This is a genomic window from Catenovulum maritimum (assembly GCF_001050375.1).
Classification (GTDB): domain Bacteria; phylum Pseudomonadota; class Gammaproteobacteria; order Enterobacterales; family Alteromonadaceae; genus Catenovulum; species Catenovulum maritimum.
In genome coordinates, this window is record NZ_KQ130490.1 from 115,045 (window position 1) to 136,916 (window position 21,872).

General features: G+C 37.7%; 15 protein-coding genes. 10 read left to right on the plus strand and 5 right to left on the minus strand.

Translation table 11 applies throughout. The annotated features are described in order from the left end of the window. Positions 1–166 precede the first annotated feature (166 nt). The 3 genes from XM47_RS10585 to lolE are packed head-to-tail and all read left to right on the plus strand — an operon-like array spanning position 167 to position 3,336. On the plus strand, positions 167–1,402 hold the full coding sequence (locus XM47_RS10585; protein ID WP_048692329.1) for a lipoprotein-releasing ABC transporter permease subunit: 1,236 nt from the start codon (positions 167–169) through the stop codon (positions 1,400–1,402). Continuing rightward, on the plus strand, positions 1,395–2,099 hold the full coding sequence (lolD, locus tag XM47_RS10590) for a lipoprotein-releasing ABC transporter ATP-binding protein LolD (RefSeq protein ID WP_048692330.1): 705 nt from the start codon (positions 1,395–1,397) through the stop codon (positions 2,097–2,099). Before XM47_RS10585 ends, lolD begins: the two co-directional genes overlap by 8 nt. Then, positions 2,092–3,336, plus strand: coding sequence for a lipoprotein-releasing ABC transporter permease subunit LolE (gene lolE, locus XM47_RS10595; RefSeq protein WP_048692331.1), 1,245 nt, complete (start codon positions 2,092–2,094; stop codon positions 3,334–3,336). The genes lolD and lolE overlap by 8 nt, the downstream gene beginning before the upstream one ends. Before the next feature lie 170 nt (positions 3,337–3,506). On the opposite strand, the gene gap is transcribed toward lolE, so the two are convergent. Next, on the minus strand, positions 3,507–4,505 hold the full coding sequence (gene gap / locus XM47_RS10600; protein WP_048692332.1) for a type I glyceraldehyde-3-phosphate dehydrogenase: 999 nt from the start codon (positions 4,503–4,505) through the stop codon (positions 3,507–3,509). A 303-nt stretch (positions 4,506–4,808) separates the two neighbouring features. On the opposite strand from gap, the gene malQ reads away from it, so the two are divergent. The 7 genes from malQ to XM47_RS10635 all read left to right on the plus strand — a co-directional run bounded on the left by malQ (position 4,809) and on the right by XM47_RS10635 (position 16,807). Further along, the gene (gene malQ, locus XM47_RS10605; protein WP_048692333.1) at positions 4,809–7,007 is read left to right on the plus strand and encodes a 4-alpha-glucanotransferase; all 2,199 of its coding nucleotides are present in this window, start codon (positions 4,809–4,811) and stop codon (positions 7,005–7,007) included. 151 nt (positions 7,008–7,158) lie between these two features. After that, positions 7,159–9,348 carry a 1,4-alpha-glucan branching protein GlgB gene (glgB, locus tag XM47_RS10610; protein ID WP_053084545.1) on the plus strand — a complete coding sequence of 730 codons (2,190 nt, stop codon included), beginning with the start codon at positions 7,159–7,161 and terminating at the stop codon, positions 9,346–9,348. Between the two features lie 19 nt (positions 9,349–9,367). Next, positions 9,368–11,497 (plus strand): glycogen debranching protein GlgX, encoded by a 2,130-nt coding sequence (gene glgX, locus XM47_RS10615; protein WP_245623451.1) that lies wholly within the window; start codon positions 9,368–9,370, stop codon positions 11,495–11,497. Between the two features lie 331 nt (positions 11,498–11,828). Continuing rightward, positions 11,829–13,358, plus strand: a complete 1,530-nt coding sequence (gndA, locus tag XM47_RS10620; RefSeq protein ID WP_048692334.1) for an NADP-dependent phosphogluconate dehydrogenase — start codon at positions 11,829–11,831, stop codon at positions 13,356–13,358. 22 nt (positions 13,359–13,380) lie between these two features. Then, positions 13,381–13,770, plus strand: coding sequence for a peptide-methionine (R)-S-oxide reductase MsrB (msrB, locus tag XM47_RS10625; RefSeq protein WP_078061887.1), 390 nt, complete (start codon positions 13,381–13,383; stop codon positions 13,768–13,770). A 288-nt stretch (positions 13,771–14,058) separates the two neighbouring features. Further along, positions 14,059–14,811 carry an MlaA family lipoprotein gene (locus XM47_RS10630; RefSeq protein WP_048692336.1) on the plus strand — a complete coding sequence of 251 codons (753 nt, stop codon included), beginning with the start codon at positions 14,059–14,061 and terminating at the stop codon, positions 14,809–14,811. Between the two features lie 184 nt (positions 14,812–14,995). Then, positions 14,996–16,807 carry a hypothetical protein gene (locus XM47_RS10635; RefSeq protein ID WP_172656523.1) on the plus strand — a complete coding sequence of 604 codons (1,812 nt, stop codon included), beginning with the start codon at positions 14,996–14,998 and terminating at the stop codon, positions 16,805–16,807. 145 nt (positions 16,808–16,952) lie between these two features. Here XM47_RS10635 and XM47_RS10640 read toward each other — a convergent pair whose 3' ends face one another. From XM47_RS10640 to XM47_RS10655, 4 genes are all read right to left on the minus strand, one after another. Next, positions 16,953–18,692: a sugar phosphorylase gene (locus tag XM47_RS10640; RefSeq protein ID WP_048692338.1), complete on the minus strand. Its 1,740-nt coding sequence runs from the start codon at positions 18,690–18,692 to the stop codon at positions 16,953–16,955. Positions 18,693–18,791: 99 nt separating this feature from the next. After that, the gene (locus XM47_RS10645; protein ID WP_048692339.1) at positions 18,792–20,021 is read right to left on the minus strand and encodes a glycosyltransferase family protein; all 1,230 of its coding nucleotides are present in this window, start codon (positions 20,019–20,021) and stop codon (positions 18,792–18,794) included. 75 nt (positions 20,022–20,096) lie between these two features. Continuing rightward, the gene (locus XM47_RS10650) at positions 20,097–20,906 is read right to left on the minus strand and encodes an HAD-IIB family hydrolase (RefSeq protein WP_048692341.1); all 810 of its coding nucleotides are present in this window, start codon (positions 20,904–20,906) and stop codon (positions 20,097–20,099) included. Then, positions 20,907–21,860: a hypothetical protein gene (locus XM47_RS10655; RefSeq protein ID WP_245623452.1), complete on the minus strand. Its 954-nt coding sequence runs from the start codon at positions 21,858–21,860 to the stop codon at positions 20,907–20,909. Positions 21,861–21,872: the final 12 nt, after the last annotated feature.

Here is a 21,872-nt window from a genome sequence, read left to right on the forward strand (position 1 = left end):
CCTTCACTTGGCAACTATTAGAAGCTAATAGCGGTAAATATTTATTGATTTAGGACATATTAATGATTAATTACAACCGAGGGAAACTTGTATCAATTAATTTAAAAATTAGCTATATTCTCTTTTGTTTGAAATATGATAATAAAAACAATATTTAGAGGCTGATTTGTTCTACCCACTTAGTTTGTTTATTGCTAACCGATACAGTCGAAGCAAGCAAGGCAATACTTTCATTTCGTTTATTACTTTTTTTTCTGTTGCTGGTATTAGCTTAGGCGTCATGGCGCTAATAACTGTAATTTCTGTGATGAACGGTTTTGAAAGTGAATTAAAAAAGCGCATTTTAGGCGTTATACCACATGTTGTTATAACGACCGATACACATCCTGATACCTCGTTTAATTTCGCCAGTAAAATTGCTGATCACGAATTAGTTGCAGGCGCAACGTCATACCGGCAGGTGATGGGGCTGGTACAGTCCAGTCAAGATATGAAAGTGATATCTGTTCAAGGTATACAACCTGAACAAGAAGCTCTTCATTCGATCATTCCAGCTAATATCATTTCAGGAAGTTTTGATTCGCTCCAAGCTCGCTCTTATCAAGTTGTGATAGGCCAGCAGTTAGCGATGCGATTAAACTTGTCGTTAGGCGATTCTGTCAGACTTATGCTGTCAGAAGCTAGTGTTTATACACCTATGGGGCGCATGCCGAGACAAAGGAAGTTTGTTGTTTCAGGGATTTTTGATGTTGGCTCTGACGTCGATTCGAATGTAGTCTTAGTAAATTATGATGATTTAAGTCGTATGCTGGGTAAGGTGAGTCGTGGTCAATCTAGTCTTAGATTATATTTAAATGATGCATTTGATGTTTCAAAAGTTATTACTTGGTTGGGATCTGAATTTGAACACATCCAAATTGATGCGAATTGGCAACAAGATCAAGGCGAGTTATTTGAAGCGGTTAAAATGGAAAAAAATATGATGTGGCTGATGTTAGCTTTAATCATAGCTGTCGCTACTTTTAATATTGTTTCAGCCCTAGTTATGGTTGTTAATGATAAGCAAGGAGAAATAGCATCGCTGAAAACTATGGGGCTTAAAGCCAAAACCGTAATTGCTATTTTTGTGTTTCAAGGCATGTATAAGGGTTGTGTAGGCGCAATTGTTGGCACAATTTTAGGACTTAGCTTAAGTTACTTTTTAAATGATATTTTGCATGCTTTGAGCATAGGTATATTTTCAGTACCAGCATATGCAGTGCAGGGCTTACCTGTTGATATTAATTTGCAGCAAGTATTAACCATTTCACTATCTGCTATTTTAATGAGCTTTTTAGCAACTATTTATCCGGCCATACGAGCTGCAAACACTAACCCAGCAGAGATATTAAGATATGAGTAAGCCAATATTAAGCTGTCAGAATTTATCTAAAATTTACCAAGACGGGAACAATACGGTTAAAGTATTAGATAACTTAAGCCTAGAGATACAAGCAGCAGAACATTTAGCCATTGTTGGCAGTTCTGGATCAGGTAAAAGTACTTTGTTACATATTCTAGGGGCGTTAGATTCTCCTTCTGAAGGACGAGTGCTGTTTAATGGCCAAGATATACATAAACTGAATGACGATAAACAGGCTCAATTTAGAAATGAAAGCTTGGGTTTCGTCTATCAATTTCACCATTTGTTAGGTGAATTCACCGCATTAGAGAATGTGGCAATGCCATTAATGATTGCAAAAACACCTGTTAATCAGGCTAAAAAAATGGCGAGTGAGATTTTAGATAAAGTCGGTTTAAGTCATAGGTTAAAGCACTTGCCTAGCGAGTTGTCTGGCGGTGAGCGCCAAAGAGTTGCGATTGCGCGCGCTTTAGTCAATCAACCTAAATTAATTTTGGCCGATGAGCCAACGGGTAACCTAGATTCAGAAAACGCTGCAAGTGTATTTGAATTAATTTTGAGTTTAAAAGAGTTGTTTTCTACCAGCTTTGTTTTTGTTACCCATGATTTAAAGTTAGCAAGTAAGATGGACAGACAGCTTAAACTTGATAAAGGCCAATTGGTTGAGTGGCAAGCAAAAGTGGTTGAGCATGTTTGATAAATTAGCCTTTTATATAGGTTGGCGCTATGCCCGCAGCCAATCGAAGAATAAATTTATCCAGTTTATTTCTGCTTCATCTGTTATTGGTATTGCTTTAGGTACTTGTGTATTGATTTGGGTTTTGTCTGCCATGAATGGTTTTCAGCAGCAACTCAAAGATAGGTTATTAAGCTTAGTCCCACATATTGAATTTATTGCAGTAGAGCAAAAAGGTATAGATGATTGGCAGAGTATTGAGAAGCGCTTAACTCAGAATGGCTCTGCATTAGGGGTTGCACCCTTCGTAACATTTGGTGGTTTAATTCAACAGGGCGATAAGTTAAAACCGATTGAAATTAGAGGGATAGACTGGCAACAAGAACAAGATGTCTCTAATTTAGCCAGCTATGTGAAAGCCGATGTTATTGAAAAATTTAATCAGCAAGATGGTGTGATATTAGGTCAAGCTATTATTGAAGATTTAGGCTTAACCATAAATGAACAAGTCGATGTTTTGGTGCCTCAAATGAGTGAAACCGGTCGCTTAATCCCACCAAAATTGATTCGCCTTACTTTATTAGGCGGGTTTAGTTCTGGTAGTCAGCTTGATCATGCTATTGGTTATACTCAGCTAGAAAGAGCTGCTGAAGCGACAGGTTGGGATCAGGGCGTACAGGGTATCAGGTTAAAAATTGATGATGTTTTTAATGCTCGTCAAATTGCGCAAAAAATTGGTTACGAGTTACCTTACTATGTTTACATTCAAGACTGGTCTAGACAGTTTGGTCATGTCTACAATGATATTCAATTAGTCCGAAGTGTTATGTATGTTATTTTGGCTTTAGTGGTTGCTGTTGCCTGTTTTAATATAGTTTCAACTTTAGTTATGGCGGTTAATGAGAAACAGTCTGATATTGCTATTTTAAAAACGCTTGGTATGCCTGCTAGCTCAATTATAAAAATCTTTATGATTAAAGGTTTATATAGCGGCTTGTTAGGTACACTAATCGGCACCTTTTTTGGTATTTTGGGTGGATTGTGGTTGACCGAATTTTTCTCAGCGATTGAGTCTTTAATTGGTATTCAGTTTTTATCTGGTGATATTTATTTTATTGATTTTTTACCGACAGAGCTGATGTGGCAAGATGTGGTGTTAACAGCAAGTGTTGCTGTTTTAATGTCTATTATTGCGACTTTATACCCTGCTTACAAAGCAACTAAAGTTGAACCAGCTAAAGTAGTTGGTAAGGTATAGATAACACAAGCTTCCACTTATGCGATTGATAATCTTGAATAGCTGACGAGTATTGCTTTATAAAATTAATCCGTTGAGTTTATCCAGAATCAATTTTCAGATATAAAAAAACCGATGTTGCTAATGCTAACATCGGTTTTTTTGTGCGCCTAGTTAACTAGGCGTACAACTTAGTTTTTAGCAATGTAAGAAACTAAGTCTAAAACTTTGTTTGAGTAACCGATTTCGTTATCGTACCAAGATACAACTTTCACGAAGTTATCAGTTAATGCAATACCAGCTTTAGCATCAAATATAGATGTACAAGTCTCACCAACGAAATCGTTAGAAACAACTTCATCTTCTGTGTAACCTAAGATACCTTTTAATGGACCTTCAGCTGCAGCTTTCATTTCTGCACAAATTTCTTCGTACGTAGCTGATTTTTCTAAGTTAACAGTTAAATCAACAACAGAAACGTCAGGCGTAGGTACACGGAAAGCCATACCCGTTAATTTACCATTTAATTGTGGAATTACTTTACCTACAGCTTTAGCTGCACCAGTAGATGATGGGATGATGTTTTGACCAGCACCACGACCACCGCGCCAATCTTTTACAGATGGGCCGTCAACTGTTTTTTGAGTAGCAGTTGTTGCGTGAACTGTTGTCATTAGGCCATCTTTGATGCCCCATTTGTCGTTTAATACTTTAGCTAAAGGCGCTAAACAGTTAGTTGTACAAGAAGCGTTTGAAACGATTTCTTGGCCTTCGTATGAATCAAGGTTAACACCACAAACAAACATTGGCGTGTCATCTTTAGAAGGAGCAGACATAACAACTTTTTTCGCACCAGCTGTGATGTGTTTACGAGCTGTTTCGTCAGTTAAGAATAAACCAGTTGATTCAACAACGATTTCTGCACCAATTGCGTCCCATTTTAAATCTTCAGGATTACGCTCTGCAGTTACACGAACAACTTTACCATTTACTACTAAGTTACCGTCTTTTACTTCAACATCGCCTTTAAAACGACCGTGAGTAGAATCGTATTTTAACATGTAAGCCATGTAATCTACGTCGATTAAGTCATTGATACCGACAACTTCAATATCGTCACGCTCTACAGAAGCTCTAAATACGAAACGGCCAATTCGACCGAAACCATTAATACCTACTTTAATAGTCATAGTTATTCCTAAACTGATAGTTGATAATAGAGTGCGCCAAAATTAATGTTTTCAGTGTCTTAACTGATGGTTGACGCACAATTCCCCTTAAATAGAGGTTTTGTATTATAAAATTCTTGCGCATTATACAAAAACTAACTGATAAAAACCTAGATAATTTAAAAAAATCATTCAACTGTCATTTTTGTAACCAAATTTATAGGTAAATTTTAGATACTTAAGTGATTTTAGAGTGAAAAATTACTGGATTAGGTTATGCTAAGATTAAAAAAATTATCAATAATTTTAAATTAAGGAAAATCCATGAATAGCGAGTTAATAGATCAAGTTGCTAAAGCTAAGGGGATTGAGACCCGTTACGTAAATGCTTGGGGCAAAGATGCTGTTGTTGACCCTGAAAGCAAGGCCAAATTATTGAAAGCCATGGGTTATGAAATTGATAATGAAGATAAATTTAAGCAGCAAATTGAAAAAGAAGCCTCTGATTATTGGCTCAGTAATATCAATCCAGTTAAAATTATTCGTCAAACAGATATTTTAGACTTTGAATTTAGAGTTGCAATTAATGAAGCAAATGATCCTTTCGATTGTAAGATAACGTTAGAATCAGGCCAAGTTATAGAATTTAGTTTTATTCCGGTGGAAGGCGCTCTAATTGATGTTGCTGATATTGATGAGCTAGAGCATCAAGAGTATTTGATTAGCACTGAAATCGAATTGCCTTGTGGTTATCACCAATTATCTATAACAGATAATGTTGGACAAAATGTCGATGATCAATCTTTAATCGTCGCACCTAAAAAGTGTTATAAACCAGAGCCTATCGCGGAAGGTAAAAAAGTTTGGGGCACAAGTGTTCAGTTGTATTGTGTTCGCTCTGAACGTAACTGGGGAATGGGTGATTTCACCGATCTTAACTTATTGATTTCTGAAATATCAGCACGTGGTGGTGATTTTATCGGACTTAATCCTATCCATGCATTATCACCTTCTAATCCTGAACATTGTAGTCCTTATAGCCCGTCTTCGCGCCGGTGGTTAAATGTTTTTTACATAGACCCTGAAGTGGTAGATGGATTTAGTCGATCTACAAAAATTCAGTCTTTAATTGACTCTCCTTTACACAAACAATTAAAAGTGAGTGCCAAAGAGACAGATTATGTTGATTATGACGCGATAGCTAAACTTAAGATGCCAGTATTTAAACTGCTATTTGAGTGGTTTATACAAAATGAATTAAACCAAAATACTGATAAAGCGAAAGCATTTAAGCAGTTTATAACAGCGGGCGGGGAATCTCTTAAACAGCAAGCTATATTTGATGCGGTACAAGAAGACCTTCATAAACAGGGGATTCAGGCTTGGGGTTGGCCAAGTTGGCCAGAAAAACTAAATCAGTATGATGCGCCAGCTGTTCAAGAATTTGCTGAACAAAATCAACAGCAAGTTCAATTTTATATGTATCTTCAATGGTTGGCTGCAGAGCAAATAAAAGCTTGTCAAAACTTAGCAGAAGAAAAGGGCATGACAATTGGTATCTATCGAGATCTAGCGGTTGGTGTTAGTTCTGGTAGTGCTGAAGTTTGGGCCAATCAAGATTTATATTGTGCAGATATCAGTGTTGGTGCGCCACCCGATCCACTTGGTCCATTAGGACAAAGTTGGGGTTTACCGCCAATGGAGCCTAATAAACTTTATCAGCAAAAATATCAGCCAATTATTGATCTTTATCGAGCTAACATGCAGTCATGTGGTGCACTTAGAATTGATCATGTCATGGCATTACTCAGACTTTGGTGGGTACCAGGTGGCGAGCATGCGACTAAAGGCGCTTTTGTTTATTACCCTATTGATGATTTACTCGCTTTACTTTGCCTAGAAAGCCAACGTAACCAATGCATGATAATAGGTGAAGATTTAGGCACAGTTCCGGAAGGGATAAGAGAAATCTTGCACGAAAATGCTGTGCTTTCATATCGAGTCTTCTTCTTTGAAACTGCGCCTGATGGTGGTTTTTACTCTCCTGTGCATTATCCTGAGCAAGCAATGGCGACTTTGACGACTCATGATATGCCGACTCTGAGAGGTTATTGGCATTGTGAAGATTTAAAACTGGGTCAAGAATTAGGTATTTACCCAGAGCAGGCAGAGTTAGATGGCTTGTTTCATGCAAGGCATCATTCAAAGCAGAGAATTTTAGATAGTTTGCACGGTCATGCTGCAATACATTCTGATATTTCGCATAATCCAGATCAGGTAGAAATGGACAATAGGTTAAATTATGCGATGCAAGTTCATATGGCTAAAGCAGCGAGCTGTTTATTGAGTTTACAGCTTGAAGATTGGCTTGAGATGGACTTACCAGTTAATGTGCCGGGAACTTGTGATGAGTACCCAAATTGGAGACGTAAATTATCACAAAATTTAGAGACTTTGTTTGCTTTACCTCAGGTAAATGAACTCACGAAGCAATTGTGTACTGCCCGTAAAGAAGAATCTTAATCAGTTCAATAAATTAGACTTAAAAAGGATTGAAAGCAGTTCAAATATGAGACACACTGAGTTTGACTGCTTTTATTCACATAGCAATATAAGAATATGAATTCGTAACATCTAGATTTATAAATTTTAAATAATACAACAGGACTTTTGTATGATCTTAAATGATTTAGAAGAAGTTAAATTGCACAACCCGCTAGAAATTCTTGGTCTTCAAGAAAACCCTCAAGGAAAAGGTCGAATTATTCGAGCTTGGATCCCAAATGCCATTAAAATCGAAGTAATAGATTTATCATCGCAAACTAGTTTAGGATTTTTAGAGCAAGTGGCTGATTCTGGCTTATTTGAATCCGTATTTGAGACTTTGCAGAGCAATACAAATTATAAATTTGTTGTGACAAATTCAGAACACACTTATGAAGTCATAGACCCTTATCAGTTTAAAGATGAAGCATTTCATGCTGTACATTATGTCGATACCAAGCCGCAAAATATTTATAAGCAGTTAGGTGCGCAATTAATTGATATCCCAGTATCAGGTGGTGATGACGTAGCAGCGACTCGATTTGCTGTCTTTGCGCCAAATGCGACCGCTGTTAGTTTAATTGGTGATTTTAATTGCTGGGATGGTCGTTATCATCCAATGCAAAAAACTCAATGTGGTCATTGGGTATTAGTCGTGCCTGGCGTGGGTGCTGGTGCGCAGTATAAGTATGAAATAAAAGATCCTATGGGTAATAGGCTACCTCATAAAGCTGATCCAATTGGTTTTCAAGCCGAGCAATACCCATCGCATTCTTCAGTTGTGTTTAATCATAATGAATATCAATGGAACGATAAGAAGTGGCTAGAAGAACAATCGGTTGTTGATAGGTATAAATCACCTATGAGCATTTACGAATTGCATCTAGGCAGTTGGAAACCTAAATATGATGCTAAAGGTCGTTCATTTTTAACTTATAGAGAGTTAGCAGAAGAACTGATTCCATACATTAAAGATATGGGATACACACATATTGAAATGTTACCTGTTTCTGAGTTTCCTTATGATGGTTCTTGGGGTTATCAGCCTGTTGGTATGTTTGCACCGACTAGCCGATTTGGTTCGCCAGATGACTTTAAATATTTTGTTGATCAGTGTCACCAAAACGACATTGGTGTGATTGTTGATTGGGTTCCAGCACATTTTCCAGAAGACGGTCACGGCTTAGCTAGATTTGATGGTACTTATGTTTATGAGTATGAGGATCCACGTCGAGGATGGCATCCGGATTGGAATTCTTGCATTTATGATTTTGGTAAAGATTCCGTCAGACGTTTTCTAGTTGCCAGTGCGCTTATCTGGTTAGATAAATTCCATGTTGATGCGCTTAGAGTTGACGCAGTTGCAAGTATGCTTTATTGGGATTATTCACGAGATGAAGGTGAGTGGGTGCCAAATGTTGATGGCGGTAATGAAAATTACGAAGCCGTTAGCTTGTTACGTTGGTTTAATGAAGAAGTTTATAAAAACTATCCTCATGCTTTCACTATTGCTGAAGAGTCTACTGCGTTTCCTAAAGTATCTAGACCTGTATTTGAAGGCGGCTTAGGTTTCGGCTTTAAATGGAATATGGGGTGGATGCACGATAGCTTACACTTTATCTCAAAAGATCCGGCTTATCGTAAGTATCACCACAATGAGATTACCTTCTCTATGGTATACGCCTATAACGAAAGCTTTATTTTACCAATTTCGCACGATGAAGTGGTTCATGGTAAAGGTTCTTTATTGAAAAAAATGCCTGGTGATGAGTGGCAGGCTGCGGCAAACCATAGATGTTATGCCGCATTTATGTACGCGCACCCAGGTAAGAAATTAAACTTTATGGGTAATGAGATTGGTCAAACTTCTGAGTGGAATTACCAAGGTTCAGTTGAGTGGCATTTACTTGAGTTTGATAAGCATAAAGGGATTCAAAACCTATTCCGCCAATTAAACAACTTATATAAAGACACCCCAGCTTTACATGAAAAAGACCATGAACCAGGTGGTTTTGAGTGGATAGATCACCATGATGCGGCACAAAGTATTTTATCTTTTGTACGTAAATCAGCTGATAATTCTCAAAAAGTTTATGTGGTCAGTAACTTTACACCGATTCCTAGAAATAATTATCGTTTAGGCGTAAAAGACTTAGGTAATTATGAGGTGATTTTATCGACAGATGCGGGGGATTATTGGGGTAGCAATTACGATTGTGGTCAGAAGATAGAAGCTGAAAACCAACCGTGGCAGGGACAAAGCCATTCAATCGAATTAAATGTTCCACCACTTTCAACTGTTTATATTAAGTTTGGTTAATATTTAGAAGGAATTATCGGTGAATATATCGGCACAAGAAAAGTTAACGACCTTAGCAGGCTATGATATTTACTTAGGTTTTGCTAAGCAGTTGGGGCCTATTTATATTGAAGGGCAGGGGACAAACTTTGCGGTATATTCGCCTGATGCCAGTCAAGTAGAATTATGCTTATTTAATAAAGATGAAAAAGAAATATGCCGAATCAAAATGCCAGGCAAAAAAGGTCGGGTATGGCATGTTTTTGTTGCTGGTATTAAGCCAGGCCAGTTATATGGTTATCGAGTGGACGGTACATTTGATCCAGCCAAAGGCTTGTACCAGGATAATCGAAAATTATTAATTGACCCTTACGCTAAAGGGTTAAATCGACCTGTGGTATGGAATGATAGGTTATATCAGGGTGATTCTCAGTTCATGATGCCTAAATGTATTGTGGAAGATAGTGATTTTGATTGGCAAGGGGTTGAGAAACCATCCATACCTGATTCGGATACTGTACTCTATGAGTTGCATGTAAAAGGGTTTACTCAAATACATCCAGATGTTCCAGATGATTGTAAAGGAACATATTTAGGTTTAATTCAACCCAAAGTCATTGAGTATTTAAAGCAGTTAGGCGTCACGAGCTTACAATTGATGCCTGTTTCTGCTTTTATGTCTGAACTTCGATTACAATCATTGGGTTTAACCAATTATTGGGGTTATAACCCAATCAATTTTTTCACTCCAGAACCAAGATACGCGAAAGAAGATTCGACAATCGAATTCAAGACTATGGTAAGAGAGCTTCATCGTCATGGTTTTGAAGTTATTTTAGATGTCGTTTTTAATCATAGCGCTGAAGGCGGTTTTGAAGGTCCTATCTTAAGCTTTAGAGGTTTTGATAATCGAAACTTTTATATGTTTGAGCAAGAGAACCATGCGTTTAACTACACTAAATTCGTTAATAATACCGGTTGCGGTAATAGTATTAATTTAGACAACCCTTATGTACTTCAACTTGTCACTGAGTCTTTAAGATATTGGGTTGATGAGATGCAAGTGGATGGCTTTAGGTTTGATCTCGCGGTTAGTTTGGCTCGTGAAGGTAATGACTTTGATAATTACTCAGCTTTCTTTAAAGTGTTATTCCAAGATCCGATACTAAGCCAAGTGAAGCTAATCGCTGAACCTTGGGATATTGGTTGGGGCGGATATAGGCTTGGTCAATTCCCAGAAAACTGGCATGAGTGTAATGATAAGTTTAGAGACACCTGCAGAGGTTTTTGGCGTGGGGATCATGGTTTATTACCAGACTTTGCAACTCGCTTGATGGGTTCTCGAGATGTGTTTTTAAAAGGTTTAAGAACCATAAATACCAGTGTTAACTATATTGCATACCACGATGGTTTCACTTTACATGATCTAGTTTGCTATCGCGAAAAGCATAATGAGGCTAACGGTGAAGAAAACCGAGATGGTCATGGTCATAACTTATCTGAAAATTATGGTATTGAAGGCCCGTCTAGCGATAAAAAAATTAATCAATTAAGGCAAAAACAAAAGCGGAATTTGCTAGCAACTTTATTTTTATCTCAAGGTACGCCTCACTTACTTGCTGGTGATGAAATAGGCCGAACCCAATTAGGTAATAATAATGCTTATTGTCAGGATAATGCGATTAACTGGGTTAATTGGACTCTAAGCAAAGAAGATAAAGAGTTAGGCGCATTTGTTGCCCATTTAATCAAATTAAGACATTCAAGCCAGTTATTACATTCCTTGTCATTAGAAGATGACAAATACTTCAATGCTTTAAACACGCATAAAGTGAATTGGTTTAATTCAACCGGTAAACCTATGATAGAAGCCGCTTGGCATGATCCAAGCAATAACTCTTTTATGGTTGAATTAGTTTGTTCTAATAATGAGCATTGTAAAGATCAAGATAGATTTTTAATCATGTTCAATGCAAGCAAAGATGATGTCCATTTTAAATTACCAGAGCTACCGATTGGACAAGCATGGTCATTAAAATTTGACACAGCTGCGCATAGTTTACCGCCTGCAAAAGGGAAAACGCTTAGAGCAGGATACTGGCAAGAAGCGCAAAGTTTGAGCTTTATATCTCGTGAATTTAAAACCACTAGGAACAAAGCTAAAAAGTAAACTTTTGGGCTGCTATCGGTAAAGTTAGCGCCCATATTTTCCTTCCTGTTACTTCAATACCATGAGTAAGTACAAGATCTAAGCTAAATTGTCTTTGGCGAATAATATATGACAAATAGTATTATATTTAACGTGTAACCTTATGATTTAAAACAAAAAATCATAAGTATCAAGATGTGAAAGTATAGATGGTATTTATGGAGTTTATTACCTTTATAAGTTTTAGTTATTTTTTTGCCCCCTGTTTAAGCCGTATCTGTATAGCTTAGCGCCCCCATATTAGCTACAATAACGCCAATTTTTTGAAGCACACACTACACAGGAAAAAATTATGTCGAGCACGAATGAACTATGTCAAATTGGCCTTATTGGCTTAGGCGTAATGGGTAAAAACCTTGGTCTAAACTTGGCTGATAATGGTTATAGCGTAGCCGCTTTTGACCTTGATGCAGAAAAAGTACAAGGTATCTTATCTCAAGATGAACAAGAGCGTGGCGATAAGCCAGCACGTATTACTGGTTGTTCAACTTTTGAAGACTTACTAAGTAATTTACAAAAGCCTTACCTAATCGTTTTATCTATCCCAGCTGGTAAGCCAGTTGATATCGTATGTGGTAAATTATTAGAATTAGGTTTATCACAAGATGACATCGTTGTTGATACAGGTAATAGTCTTTGGACTGATACTGTAGAGCGTGAAAAGCAATACCACGGTAAATTTATCTTCTTTAGTTGTGCTGTTTCTGGCGGCGAAGTCGGTGCGCGTTTTGGACCATCACTAATGCCATCTGGTGATCAAGCAGGTTGGTCTCGTTTAGAGCCTGTATTAGAAGCTATTTCAGCTAAAGTTGATCCAGAGTCTGGTTTACCACTTGTTAATAATGAGCCGGGTAACCCTGTTACTGAAGGTGAGCCATGTGCAGCTTATATTGGCCCAACAGGTGCTGGTCACTATGTGAAGATGGTTCACAATGGTATTGAATATGCTGACATGCAATTAATCTGTGAAGCATATCAAAGTTTACGCACTGCTTTAGGTTTAACGCCTAAGCAAATCGCAGCGATTTTCCGTGAGTGGAATAAAGGCCCATTAAATAGTTATTTAATTGAAATTTCAGCTGAAGTTTTAGAGCAAGATGATCCAGTTACTGGTAAACCTTTAGTTGACGTTGTACTTGATGTCGCTGGTCAAAAAGGTACAGGTTTATGGACAGCTTTAAGCAGCTTAGAAATTGGTTCACCAGCTATGGCTGTAACTGCATCAGTTTATGCTCGTTGTTTATCAAGTCTTAAAGAAAATCGAGTTAAAGCTTCTACTATCCTTAAAGGTCCTGAAGTAACATATGTTGCTGATAGTGAAAAAGAAGCTTATATTGCTCGAGTTCACGATGCTTTATATTGTTCAAAAATTTGTGCATATGCTCAAGGTTTTGAATTAATGAAGACAGCAGGCGAGCAACAAGGTTGGGATTTAGACTTCGCTGCAATTGCTAAAATCTGGCGTGCTGGTTGTATTATCCGTGCTGTATTCCTACAATCTATTACTGATGCTTTCAATAAAGATAAAGGTCTAGCTAACTTACTAATGGATGAGTTTTTCGCTGGCCAAGTTGAGAAATTCCAGTCTAACTGGCGTGAAGCGATTGTTGATGGTGTACGTTTAGGCGTTCCTATGCCATGCTTTACTTCTTCATTATCTTATTTTGATTCATATAGAAGTGAGACAACAGCGGCTAACTTGCTACAAGGTCAACGTGATTTCTTCGGTTCTCACACTTTTGAGCGTACAGATGAACCTCGTGGTCAGTTCTATCACTTAAACTGGTCTAGCCCAGAGCGTGATTTAGTTCGTATTAAGTAATTTCAACTAGGAAATTTATAGTTTGAAAGACGATAACTACTGGCGTAGCCAGTTAGATGCAGAAACTTTCAGAGTCACTCGACAGAGTGGCACTGAACATCCTTTTACCGGGAAATATCTGAATCATACCGCGGCCGGTAGTTATAATTGCGTCTGTTGTAATACGCCACTTTTTACCGATCAAAATAAATTTCATTCAGGCTGTGGCTGGCCGGCATTTTTTGATTGTATCGACCCAGATAGAATCCTATTTATCGAAGATAATAGCCATGGTATGCAAAGAGTTGAAATAAAATGTGCTAACTGCGATTCGCATTTAGGTCACATATTTGATGATGGCCCTCAACCGACTGGAAAGCGCTTCTGCGTTAACTCGGTTTCTCTAGATTTCTCTCCTGAAGTCAAAAAATAGTTTATTCTTATTTGATCTTTCTTTAGCTTTTCAGCGTTATTGCTTATGTTTTTTAAGTTTTCATGATTTCATTTAATTCAAATGAAGTTACAATATTGTCTGAATTTTAGTGCTTATACCAATCCATCCTAATTGTTGCTCAATTTTGCTGGTTAAAAAGCACGTAAACTGCGTTATGAATTTTGCTATTAGTTTACTAGTAGCGGCAATTCATGTCTTGTTAGCGCACTTTTTTTCTACGTTAAATATAGATCAAAAATTTAGGTGAACTGGTATTAAAGGAATTTTATGCATACACGTATATTTGTTAGTGTTTTCTTGTCTATGCTGCTTGCTTCATGTGCAACTGTCACGCCAGAGCAAAAAGATGATAAAGATCCACTACAGGCATTCAACCGAAGCATGTGGGATTTTAATTATAATGTTTTAGATAAGCATATTCTTAAACCTGCAGCAAAAGGTTATCAAACTATTATGCCGCAACCTGCGCGAACTGGTTTCTTAAATATGGCTAATAATCTTGAAGAGCCTTCAGCTATTGTAAATAATTTACTTCAAGCTAAGCCTGGTGATGCTGCAATAAGCACAGGTCGCTTTGTTGTTAATTCTACTTTTGGTTTACTTGGCCTAGTTGACGTAGCTAAGTACGCTGGGATGGAAGCAAAGCATGAAGAATTTGGTGAAGTGTTAGGCAAGTGGGGCGTAGGTAATGGCCCTTACTTAATGGTGCCAGGTATGGGACCGACTGATGTTAGGACTTCGGTTGGTGATTTTGTCGACTCGGCCTATTTTCCGCTAGATGATTTAACGATTTGGGCATCGGCTTTTAGAATTAGCGTAAAAGCACTTGAAGGGCGAATTTCCTTAATGGCACAAGAGCAATTATTGGAAGATAGTTTTGATCCTTACGTTTTCGTTAAAGAAGCATATTTCCAGCGTACCTTGTATAAGGTTTATGATGGTAACCCGCCAAGAGCAAAAGAAGTTACTAAAGAAGAAGAAGAAGATTTTGAGAACTTCTTAAACGATTTGTCTCAGTAAAGAGGGATTTTTATCGATAAGGCCCTGTATTTTGGGCTTTATCCTCAGCTTTAAAAAACATCAAAAAACATTTATCGATTCTCGACAGTTTTTCTCTAATAATCTTCCTATTCTCGCATCTATCAACTTTAATATTTAGTGTACATACGCTTAAATAAATTTAAGGCTTAAAATGAAAATAAGAATGAAATCACTAATTGGATTTTTCGTTTGTCTATTCGCATTGCTTGCAGCCGCTTGTAGTAGTCAGAAAAATTTAGTGCCAAGTCATGCGGTAACTTACTCTACACCTGGCATTGAACAGCTTAATACATCAGAAATTTATCAAGTTTGGGTTGATCAAAAGCCTTTACAGGTGTTTGAATCTAAACCGCCTACTGAAAGACTGTGTTTAACCCTAGGGTGCGATGGTGCAGACACAGCTAGACAGCAAAAACGAACTATGGCATGGACTAATTTCTCGTTTGAGCATAAAGCTAAAATTAAAGTCGTTAAACAAAAATTTGCTGGCAGCCTAACAGATATTATTGTGAGACCAAAATCAGGGTTAAACCGTGATTACAAAATTGTCAGTAAAGATTTAGCTAAGGCTGAAATTGTTGTTGAGGTTATTAACACAAATAGCAAAATCTCAATTGAATATATTGATGATAGGTATTTAGCTTTTAGACAAATTCCGCTAGATGGCTTAATGATTTTTGCCGATCAATTAGAAACGAAAGATATTTCAAAGCAGCCAAATCAATTAGATCCTAAAACCTATGTTGTTGAATATGGCGCGGAGTTTAATTTTGAGCAGGCAAGTCAGTCTAGTCGTGTTTATTTTGCCCCAGGCGTCCATCATTTAGGCTATTGGGAGATCCCCGAAGCTGTTAAGCATGTATATTTAGCGGGCGGTGCTTATGTTCTAGGTGCTTTAAATTCAGCGGTTCCGGCTAAGCGATTTCAAAAAGGCTTCACGGTTTCCGGCCGAGGTGTTATTTCAGGTGAACATTTCCCTTGGCGTGCGGATAAACGTAAAAAAGGTTTAGAACCTTGTGTTAATGATAAAGGAGAAGCAGTTGATTGTTGGTTTAATACAGTTAAGTTACTTCAGTTAGGCACAGACAAATACTTATTAGAGGGCATCACTTTTGTCAATGCGCCCAGTTATGTTATTACCGGCTTTACGGATGGAGATATTGCTTGGAATGCAAATGATGGTGAAGGTAACAGCCAAGCACATAAAGATCCGCTTAAAAATGCACTTTATACTGAAGAATTATTATATTCAGGTATGTTATCTAATTTTAAAGTACTGGGTAATTGGCGATGGAATGGCGATGGAGCTGCAATTCATGCGAATAGTCGAATTCAAGATTGCTTCATTTCGCCATTTGATGATGCATTTAAAACTTATAGCTCGAATGGAACTGTAGAAGATTGTGTTATTTGGCAAACTGATAATGGCGCAGTGTTTCAATTTGGCTGGTATCCTAAAACTGTATCTGGGCTTAAAGTGAATAATCTAGATATTATTCATGCAGAATGGACAGGGAGGAATCAAAACTGGGGTATTTTTAATTTTGCAGATCGAGGCTATGCGAGTGGAAGTAAGAATATTTTAAAAGTGATTAAAGATTCCAGCTTTTCAAATATTAGAGCAGAAGGACCCGTTGCTCGAATTATCGGTTTGGAAAATCAGGTTGTGAAAAATCAAGCTTTTGAAAACTTGTTATTTGAGAATATATGGGTAGAGCATTTATTAACGGACGAAGAAGCAAAGGTGTTAGTCGAGCAGGGCAATGGCATTATTGAAATGGAAAGTTTAGATTGGTCCGGCAACCCAGTAGGAAGACCGGCAAATATGATTAATGATAGTGGCGATATTGGTTATATCAAAAATATTCAATTTAAAAATTTAGTGATTAACAAGACTAAAATTACAAATGAAAATGCAAAAACTTTAGGTCAATTTACGATTAAAACTCAAGGTAAACAGGTATATTTTAAATAAGCTTAACTCGGATGAGAAATGAGTGAATTGAACTTCATTCTCAGGGAAAAGGCCGTCAAGAAAACAAGTTGTTATCTCGACTTGAGGTCTAATAGCTTTAGCTAACCTAATGAGTACTTATTAGGTTAGCTAAGCTAAGCATAGATTAGTGCTTTCGATTGGTCAGCCAAACAGCCTGATATGGTGCTAGGTTTAGGTAACCATGTAAGTCAGTTATTTGTTGTTCAGAAATTAGGTCAAACCAAGTTTCAGTATCGATTAAATTAATTTCAGCCATAGGTATGTTTTGCTCTATGTCTGAGATATTGTAAATACAAAATATACTCTGACTTCGGTTTTGACTTTGACGCCAAAAACCAAATACCTGCTCGCCCAGTTGTAAAGTAAATTGCACTGCATTCGGATGAAAAGCAGGTTGCCTGATTCGGGTTTGAATTAAACTTTTAAGTCGAGTAAATACTTTACTATGAGAACTGTATTTGTTGTCTAATTCTGCTTCAAGTGAATCGACTTGCCACTGATGCCGGTTAATGCTTCTGTTGTGACTGGTATTTTCAACTCTTGCGTAATCGTTATGAGTACCAAATAAACTGTGAATGTAAATCCCAGGTATGCCTTCCAGAGCGAGCATGATGGCATGAGCACAAACGAATCTTTCTACCTGATGCTTATCTGGCCCTTTGTGTGTGCCTTGCAAGGCATCAAATAAACTAATGTTTAGCTCATAAGGTTTGTTAATGCCATTGGCGCTTCGCCATGAAACTTTACCACCAAATAAACTCACAGTATTGACTAAAGTTGCAAGTTCATCGTCGTTTAATAAACCTTCGGCAGGTCGCAATCCTATACCGTCATGAGAAGCGATGAAATTGAAATAAGCTGTGCCAACTTGCGGTGGTGGCATAGACATTAACCAGCGTTTTAAATGACGACAACTGCCAGTTATCAAGGTATTTAACAGTAATGGTGGCAGAGAGAAGTTGTACACACAATGCGCTTCGTTACCATTACCAAAATAGGATAAATTCTCATGGTTGGGCACATTGGTTTCACTTATGATGACAGCGTCATTGACTGCATGTTCGACTAAGGTTCTGAGTAACCTGACGGCTTCATGAGTTTCTGGTAAATGTATGCAATTGGTGTTTAGTTCTTTCCATAAAAAAGCAACAGCATCAAACCTAAATATGTTTACCCCCATATCAAGGTAGAGTCGAATAATTTTGACAAACTCATATAAGACTTCGATGTTATGGAAGTCAAAGTCGACTTGATCGTGGCTAAATGTACACCAAACATATTGAGTACCAGATGGGGTTTCAACTTCCCTTAGTAATGGGCTTGTTCTAGGCCGGACCACTAAACTCGTATCGGTTTCTGGCGGCACTGTATAAAAGTAGTCCTTTCCCGGATCTTTTCCTTGTTTAAAATTCTCAAACCAAACACTACGACTAGAACAATGATTAATGACAAGATCTGCCATCAGTCTAAATTCTTTACTGATATTTTCTACGTCTACCCAGTCACCTAGTGAGTCGTTCACTTTAGAGTAATCCATGACTGAAAATCCGTCATCAGACGTGTAGGGATAAAATGGTAGTATGTGGATGCTGTTAATCGTATCGGTTAAGTGACGTTTGAAAAAGTCGTGCAAAGTATGTAACGGCTTTTCTCCATCTCTTAGCAAACTGTTACCGTATGTAATGGCGATTACATCTTGCTCTGACCAGTGATTTTTATGATTGGGTGGCGATTCTGTATTTTCGTCTAACCGCATTATTTCAAGTAGGCGTTGAGTTACTTTCTCCGCATCTAATTCAGGGTAAATAACAGAAATGTGAGTTTTAACTCTATGAATTAATTCTGAAAATACAGGTTCGGGCATAAGGTTCCCCTAGGTTTTATCGTTGTTACGCTGGTTTGTAAAATTTGGCGCCTAAAGAGTTTAGACGCCTGCTTGCCGTTGATTAATACAAAGAAGGGGTTATTGACCAAATTCCTTCATATCAGCTTCAACAGCTTGGCCCATTTGTTCAAAAACATCAGGCATAGCGCTTGTTACTCGGTTCCAACTTGGTATAAAAGGTGTTTCCATTGGATTTTCTAAAAAGTGAACACCGGCTTTTAAAATGTTATGAGCAAATAATTCAACTGCTTGCTCTTCGCTATGAATGTCAAAGTTAAGATTATTGATAATGGCATCATTGCGATAAGTTTCAACAAAGTCTAGCGCTATGCGGTAGTAAGTCGCTTTGATTGAGCGGAAAGTTTCTGTATTAAACACGACTCCATTGGTCGCTAACTTTCTGAATATTGCTTTTGAAATATCAATCGACATTTTTGATAACCCACCATCGTCATTGTCGACTGACAAAGATTGATGCTTATGGTCATAGGTATCGGCAATATCAACTTGGCATAATCTATTATGAGAGTAGTTGCGTTCCATTTCTGATAACACACCTATTTCTAATCCCCAATCGCTAGGAATTCTAATATCATTGATTACATCTGTTCTAAAAGAAAACTCACCAGCTAGCGGGTAACGGTAACTATCTAAATATTCTAAGTAATCTAGGTTACCAAAAATTTTCTTTAATGCTCTTAGTAACGGGGTGACGAGTAAACGGCTCACTCGGCCATTGATTTTGCCATCGGCAACACGAGCATAATAGCCTTTACAAAATTCATAGTTAAAATTTGGGTTCGCGACAGGGTAGAAGAGTCTCGCGAGCATTTTTCGATTGTAGGTTAAAATATCACAGTCATGGATAGCGACAGATTCTGACTGACCTGAGCCTAAAACATAGCCTAAACAATACCAAACGTTTCTGCCTTTTCCTAACTCCTTAGGCGCAAGTCCTTCCGCTTTTAATTTTGCGTCAATCGCTTGTAGTCTAGGTCCTTCATTCCATAAAACTTTTACTTTTTGAGGTAAGCGTGAAAAAAACTTTAGTGCGTGTTTATATTCTTCTTCTGTCGCTCTATCTAAGCCGATAACAATTTGGCTTAGATACGGAACTTCACACAACTCATTGATAATATTCTCAAGTGCTGGTCCCTGTAGCTCAGAATATAATGAAGGGAGAACGAGTGATAAAGGTCTTACTTTTGAAAATTGAACTAATTCTGCTTCAATTTCCTCGATACTAACTGATTCTCTTGAAAGGTTATGTAAAGTAGTAATAACACCATTCTGGTAAAAATCGCCCATGGATTCTCCTTGGTTGTCGATGCGACATTGCATCCTAGTTAAAATATATTTATAGCTAGATGTTCATCATTCGGTTTATTTATAGTTAAGCAAAATATGATCCAAGGTTTCATTCCAACCGATAGGACCTAAGCCATTTGAGTAAATAACTTGCTTTGTTTTGTTTAATTTGGGGAAAGCTTTTTCTGACTTTATCCATATTGAAATATCCGCCACTTCTAACATAGCAATGTCGTTTGCACTGTCGCCTAAGGCGATTGTGATGACTGGTTCATTCCATAGAGATTGATAGTACTGCTTAAGCCATAAAAGGGCTTTACCCTTGTCTGATAGCCCTTGTATAGAGAGGTAGCGGCCACCTTGAAGTCCAACTAAATCGTGTTGATTTAAAATATTTAGGAAGCGTGTTTTCTGTGCCTCCGTATCTTGCCAAATAATCGGTTCAGAAAAATGTCGATTACCTGCTTGCTCTGCTTGTTTTATTTCTAAACCTGTATGCTCTGCAATTTCTTCAGTGGACCAATCATTAAAGCCTACAAATTTAAAGCCTTGGCATCTTAATTCTGCTAAGAGAGTTAAAACCGAGACTCTGTCTGCACCAAGTCTGTGCATTGGTTGGTAGTCACTATGTGAATTACCTTTTTCCACTCTAGGATAAATGGCAGCACCATTTTCGACGATAAAAGGTCCATCTAATTCGATTGCTTGTTGCAAGTCGACGACTTCAGCAAAGGTTTTACTCGTGTTACAAATAACAGGAATATTTAACGCTTTTAATTTCGCAAGCATAGGTGTTGCTGGCTGCCAAGAATAGGTATGGTGGTCGAGTAAAGTGCCATCCATATCGGTAAAAATGATAATTTTATGACCGGGTTCTAATTGCATTTATAGACCTGTTGCTTTAATAAATTGTTGTTCTTCACTTAGGTGAAAGACTATATCTGCCTTGTCTGTCAGTTTTGTGAACGCATGCTCTGTGAGTCTTTGGTAATGTTGGATAAACCTATCTAGTTCAGCATCCGACATGACATAAGTTTGTACCTTACTAGCTAGTTTTAGCTTCTCTTCTTGTCGTTTACGCCAACGATATACGCATTCAAAGCTAGGCGCTTTGAGCATAACTAAGCTATCTAACATATTAAATAAACTAGGGTATTGCAGTGATAACTGTTCATTGACGAAATGTCGCCATTTTGCCTTAGCATCTTCTTCTGTTTCTAATTTATTCAGTGGCGAATATAACTCTGCTTCGCTTTGCGCTTCTATACCGATACACCAGCCTTCCAAAATCACAATATCAGCAGCACCATCTATATATTGCCAGTCAGCTTCTTCGGCTCTATCATCAATTGCTTTGTTGAATCTAACTAAAGGAATACGTTTTTTGTCTGTTGCTAGCGCGTTAAGGGTTTTAATTGCTAGGGGAACATCGTGTGTACCAGGCACCCCTCTTGTCATTAATAAGGGGTGCTCATGCTCCGCTAGGTTTTTTCTTTCTTTACGTGTGAGGTAAAAATCATCGATTGATAAGTTGGCAACTTTTAAACCCCAGTGTTGCTCAAGTAATGATTCTAAGAACGCGGCCATGGTCGATTTTCCACTGCCTTGGCAACCATTAATTCCCAAATAAAATGTCGAAGCCTTAGAAATGTGTTGCTGCACTATCTTGTAACATAAAGGTAAATACCAAGTTTCAACAATATGTTTAAATTCAGCGGGTAATTTATGTTGAGTGATGAGTGTATCTATCAGTCGGTCAAGCTGTTCCATGCTCTGTATCCTTTCGTTTATTAATGTATCTTCAGCGGCTAACGAATTTATGTGAGTTGAAATTGTCATTTTCGTTCATCC

What these genes read in the sequence shown, in the direction of transcription:
- lolD (WP_048692330.1), top strand. Translation starts at nt 1,395, where the DNA reads ATGAGTAAGCCAATATTAAGCTGTCAGAATTTATCTAAAATTTACCAA.
- lolE (WP_048692331.1), top strand. Translation starts at nt 2,092, where the DNA reads ATGTTTGATAAATTAGCCTTTTATATAGGTTGGCGCTATGCCCGCAGC.
- gap (WP_048692332.1), bottom strand. Translation starts at nt 4,505, where the DNA reads ATGACTATTAAAGTAGGTATTAATGGTTTCGGTCGAATTGGCCGTTTC.
- malQ (WP_048692333.1), top strand. Translation starts at nt 4,809, where the DNA reads ATGAATAGCGAGTTAATAGATCAAGTTGCTAAAGCTAAGGGGATTGAG.
- glgB (WP_053084545.1), top strand. Translation starts at nt 7,159, where the DNA reads ATGATCTTAAATGATTTAGAAGAAGTTAAATTGCACAACCCGCTAGAA.
- gndA (WP_048692334.1), top strand. Translation starts at nt 11,829, where the DNA reads ATGTCGAGCACGAATGAACTATGTCAAATTGGCCTTATTGGCTTAGGC.
- XM47_RS10630 (WP_048692336.1), top strand. Translation starts at nt 14,059, where the DNA reads ATGCATACACGTATATTTGTTAGTGTTTTCTTGTCTATGCTGCTTGCT.
- XM47_RS10635 (WP_172656523.1), top strand. Translation starts at nt 14,996, where the DNA reads ATGAAATCACTAATTGGATTTTTCGTTTGTCTATTCGCATTGCTTGCA.
- XM47_RS10640 (WP_048692338.1), bottom strand. Translation starts at nt 18,692, where the DNA reads ATGCCCGAACCTGTATTTTCAGAATTAATTCATAGAGTTAAAACTCAC.
- XM47_RS10645 (WP_048692339.1), bottom strand. Translation starts at nt 20,021, where the DNA reads ATGGGCGATTTTTACCAGAATGGTGTTATTACTACTTTACATAACCTT.
- XM47_RS10650 (WP_048692341.1), bottom strand. Translation starts at nt 20,906, where the DNA reads ATGCAATTAGAACCCGGTCATAAAATTATCATTTTTACCGATATGGAT.
- XM47_RS10655 (WP_245623452.1), bottom strand. Translation starts at nt 21,860, where the DNA reads ATGACAATTTCAACTCACATAAATTCGTTAGCCGCTGAAGATACATTA.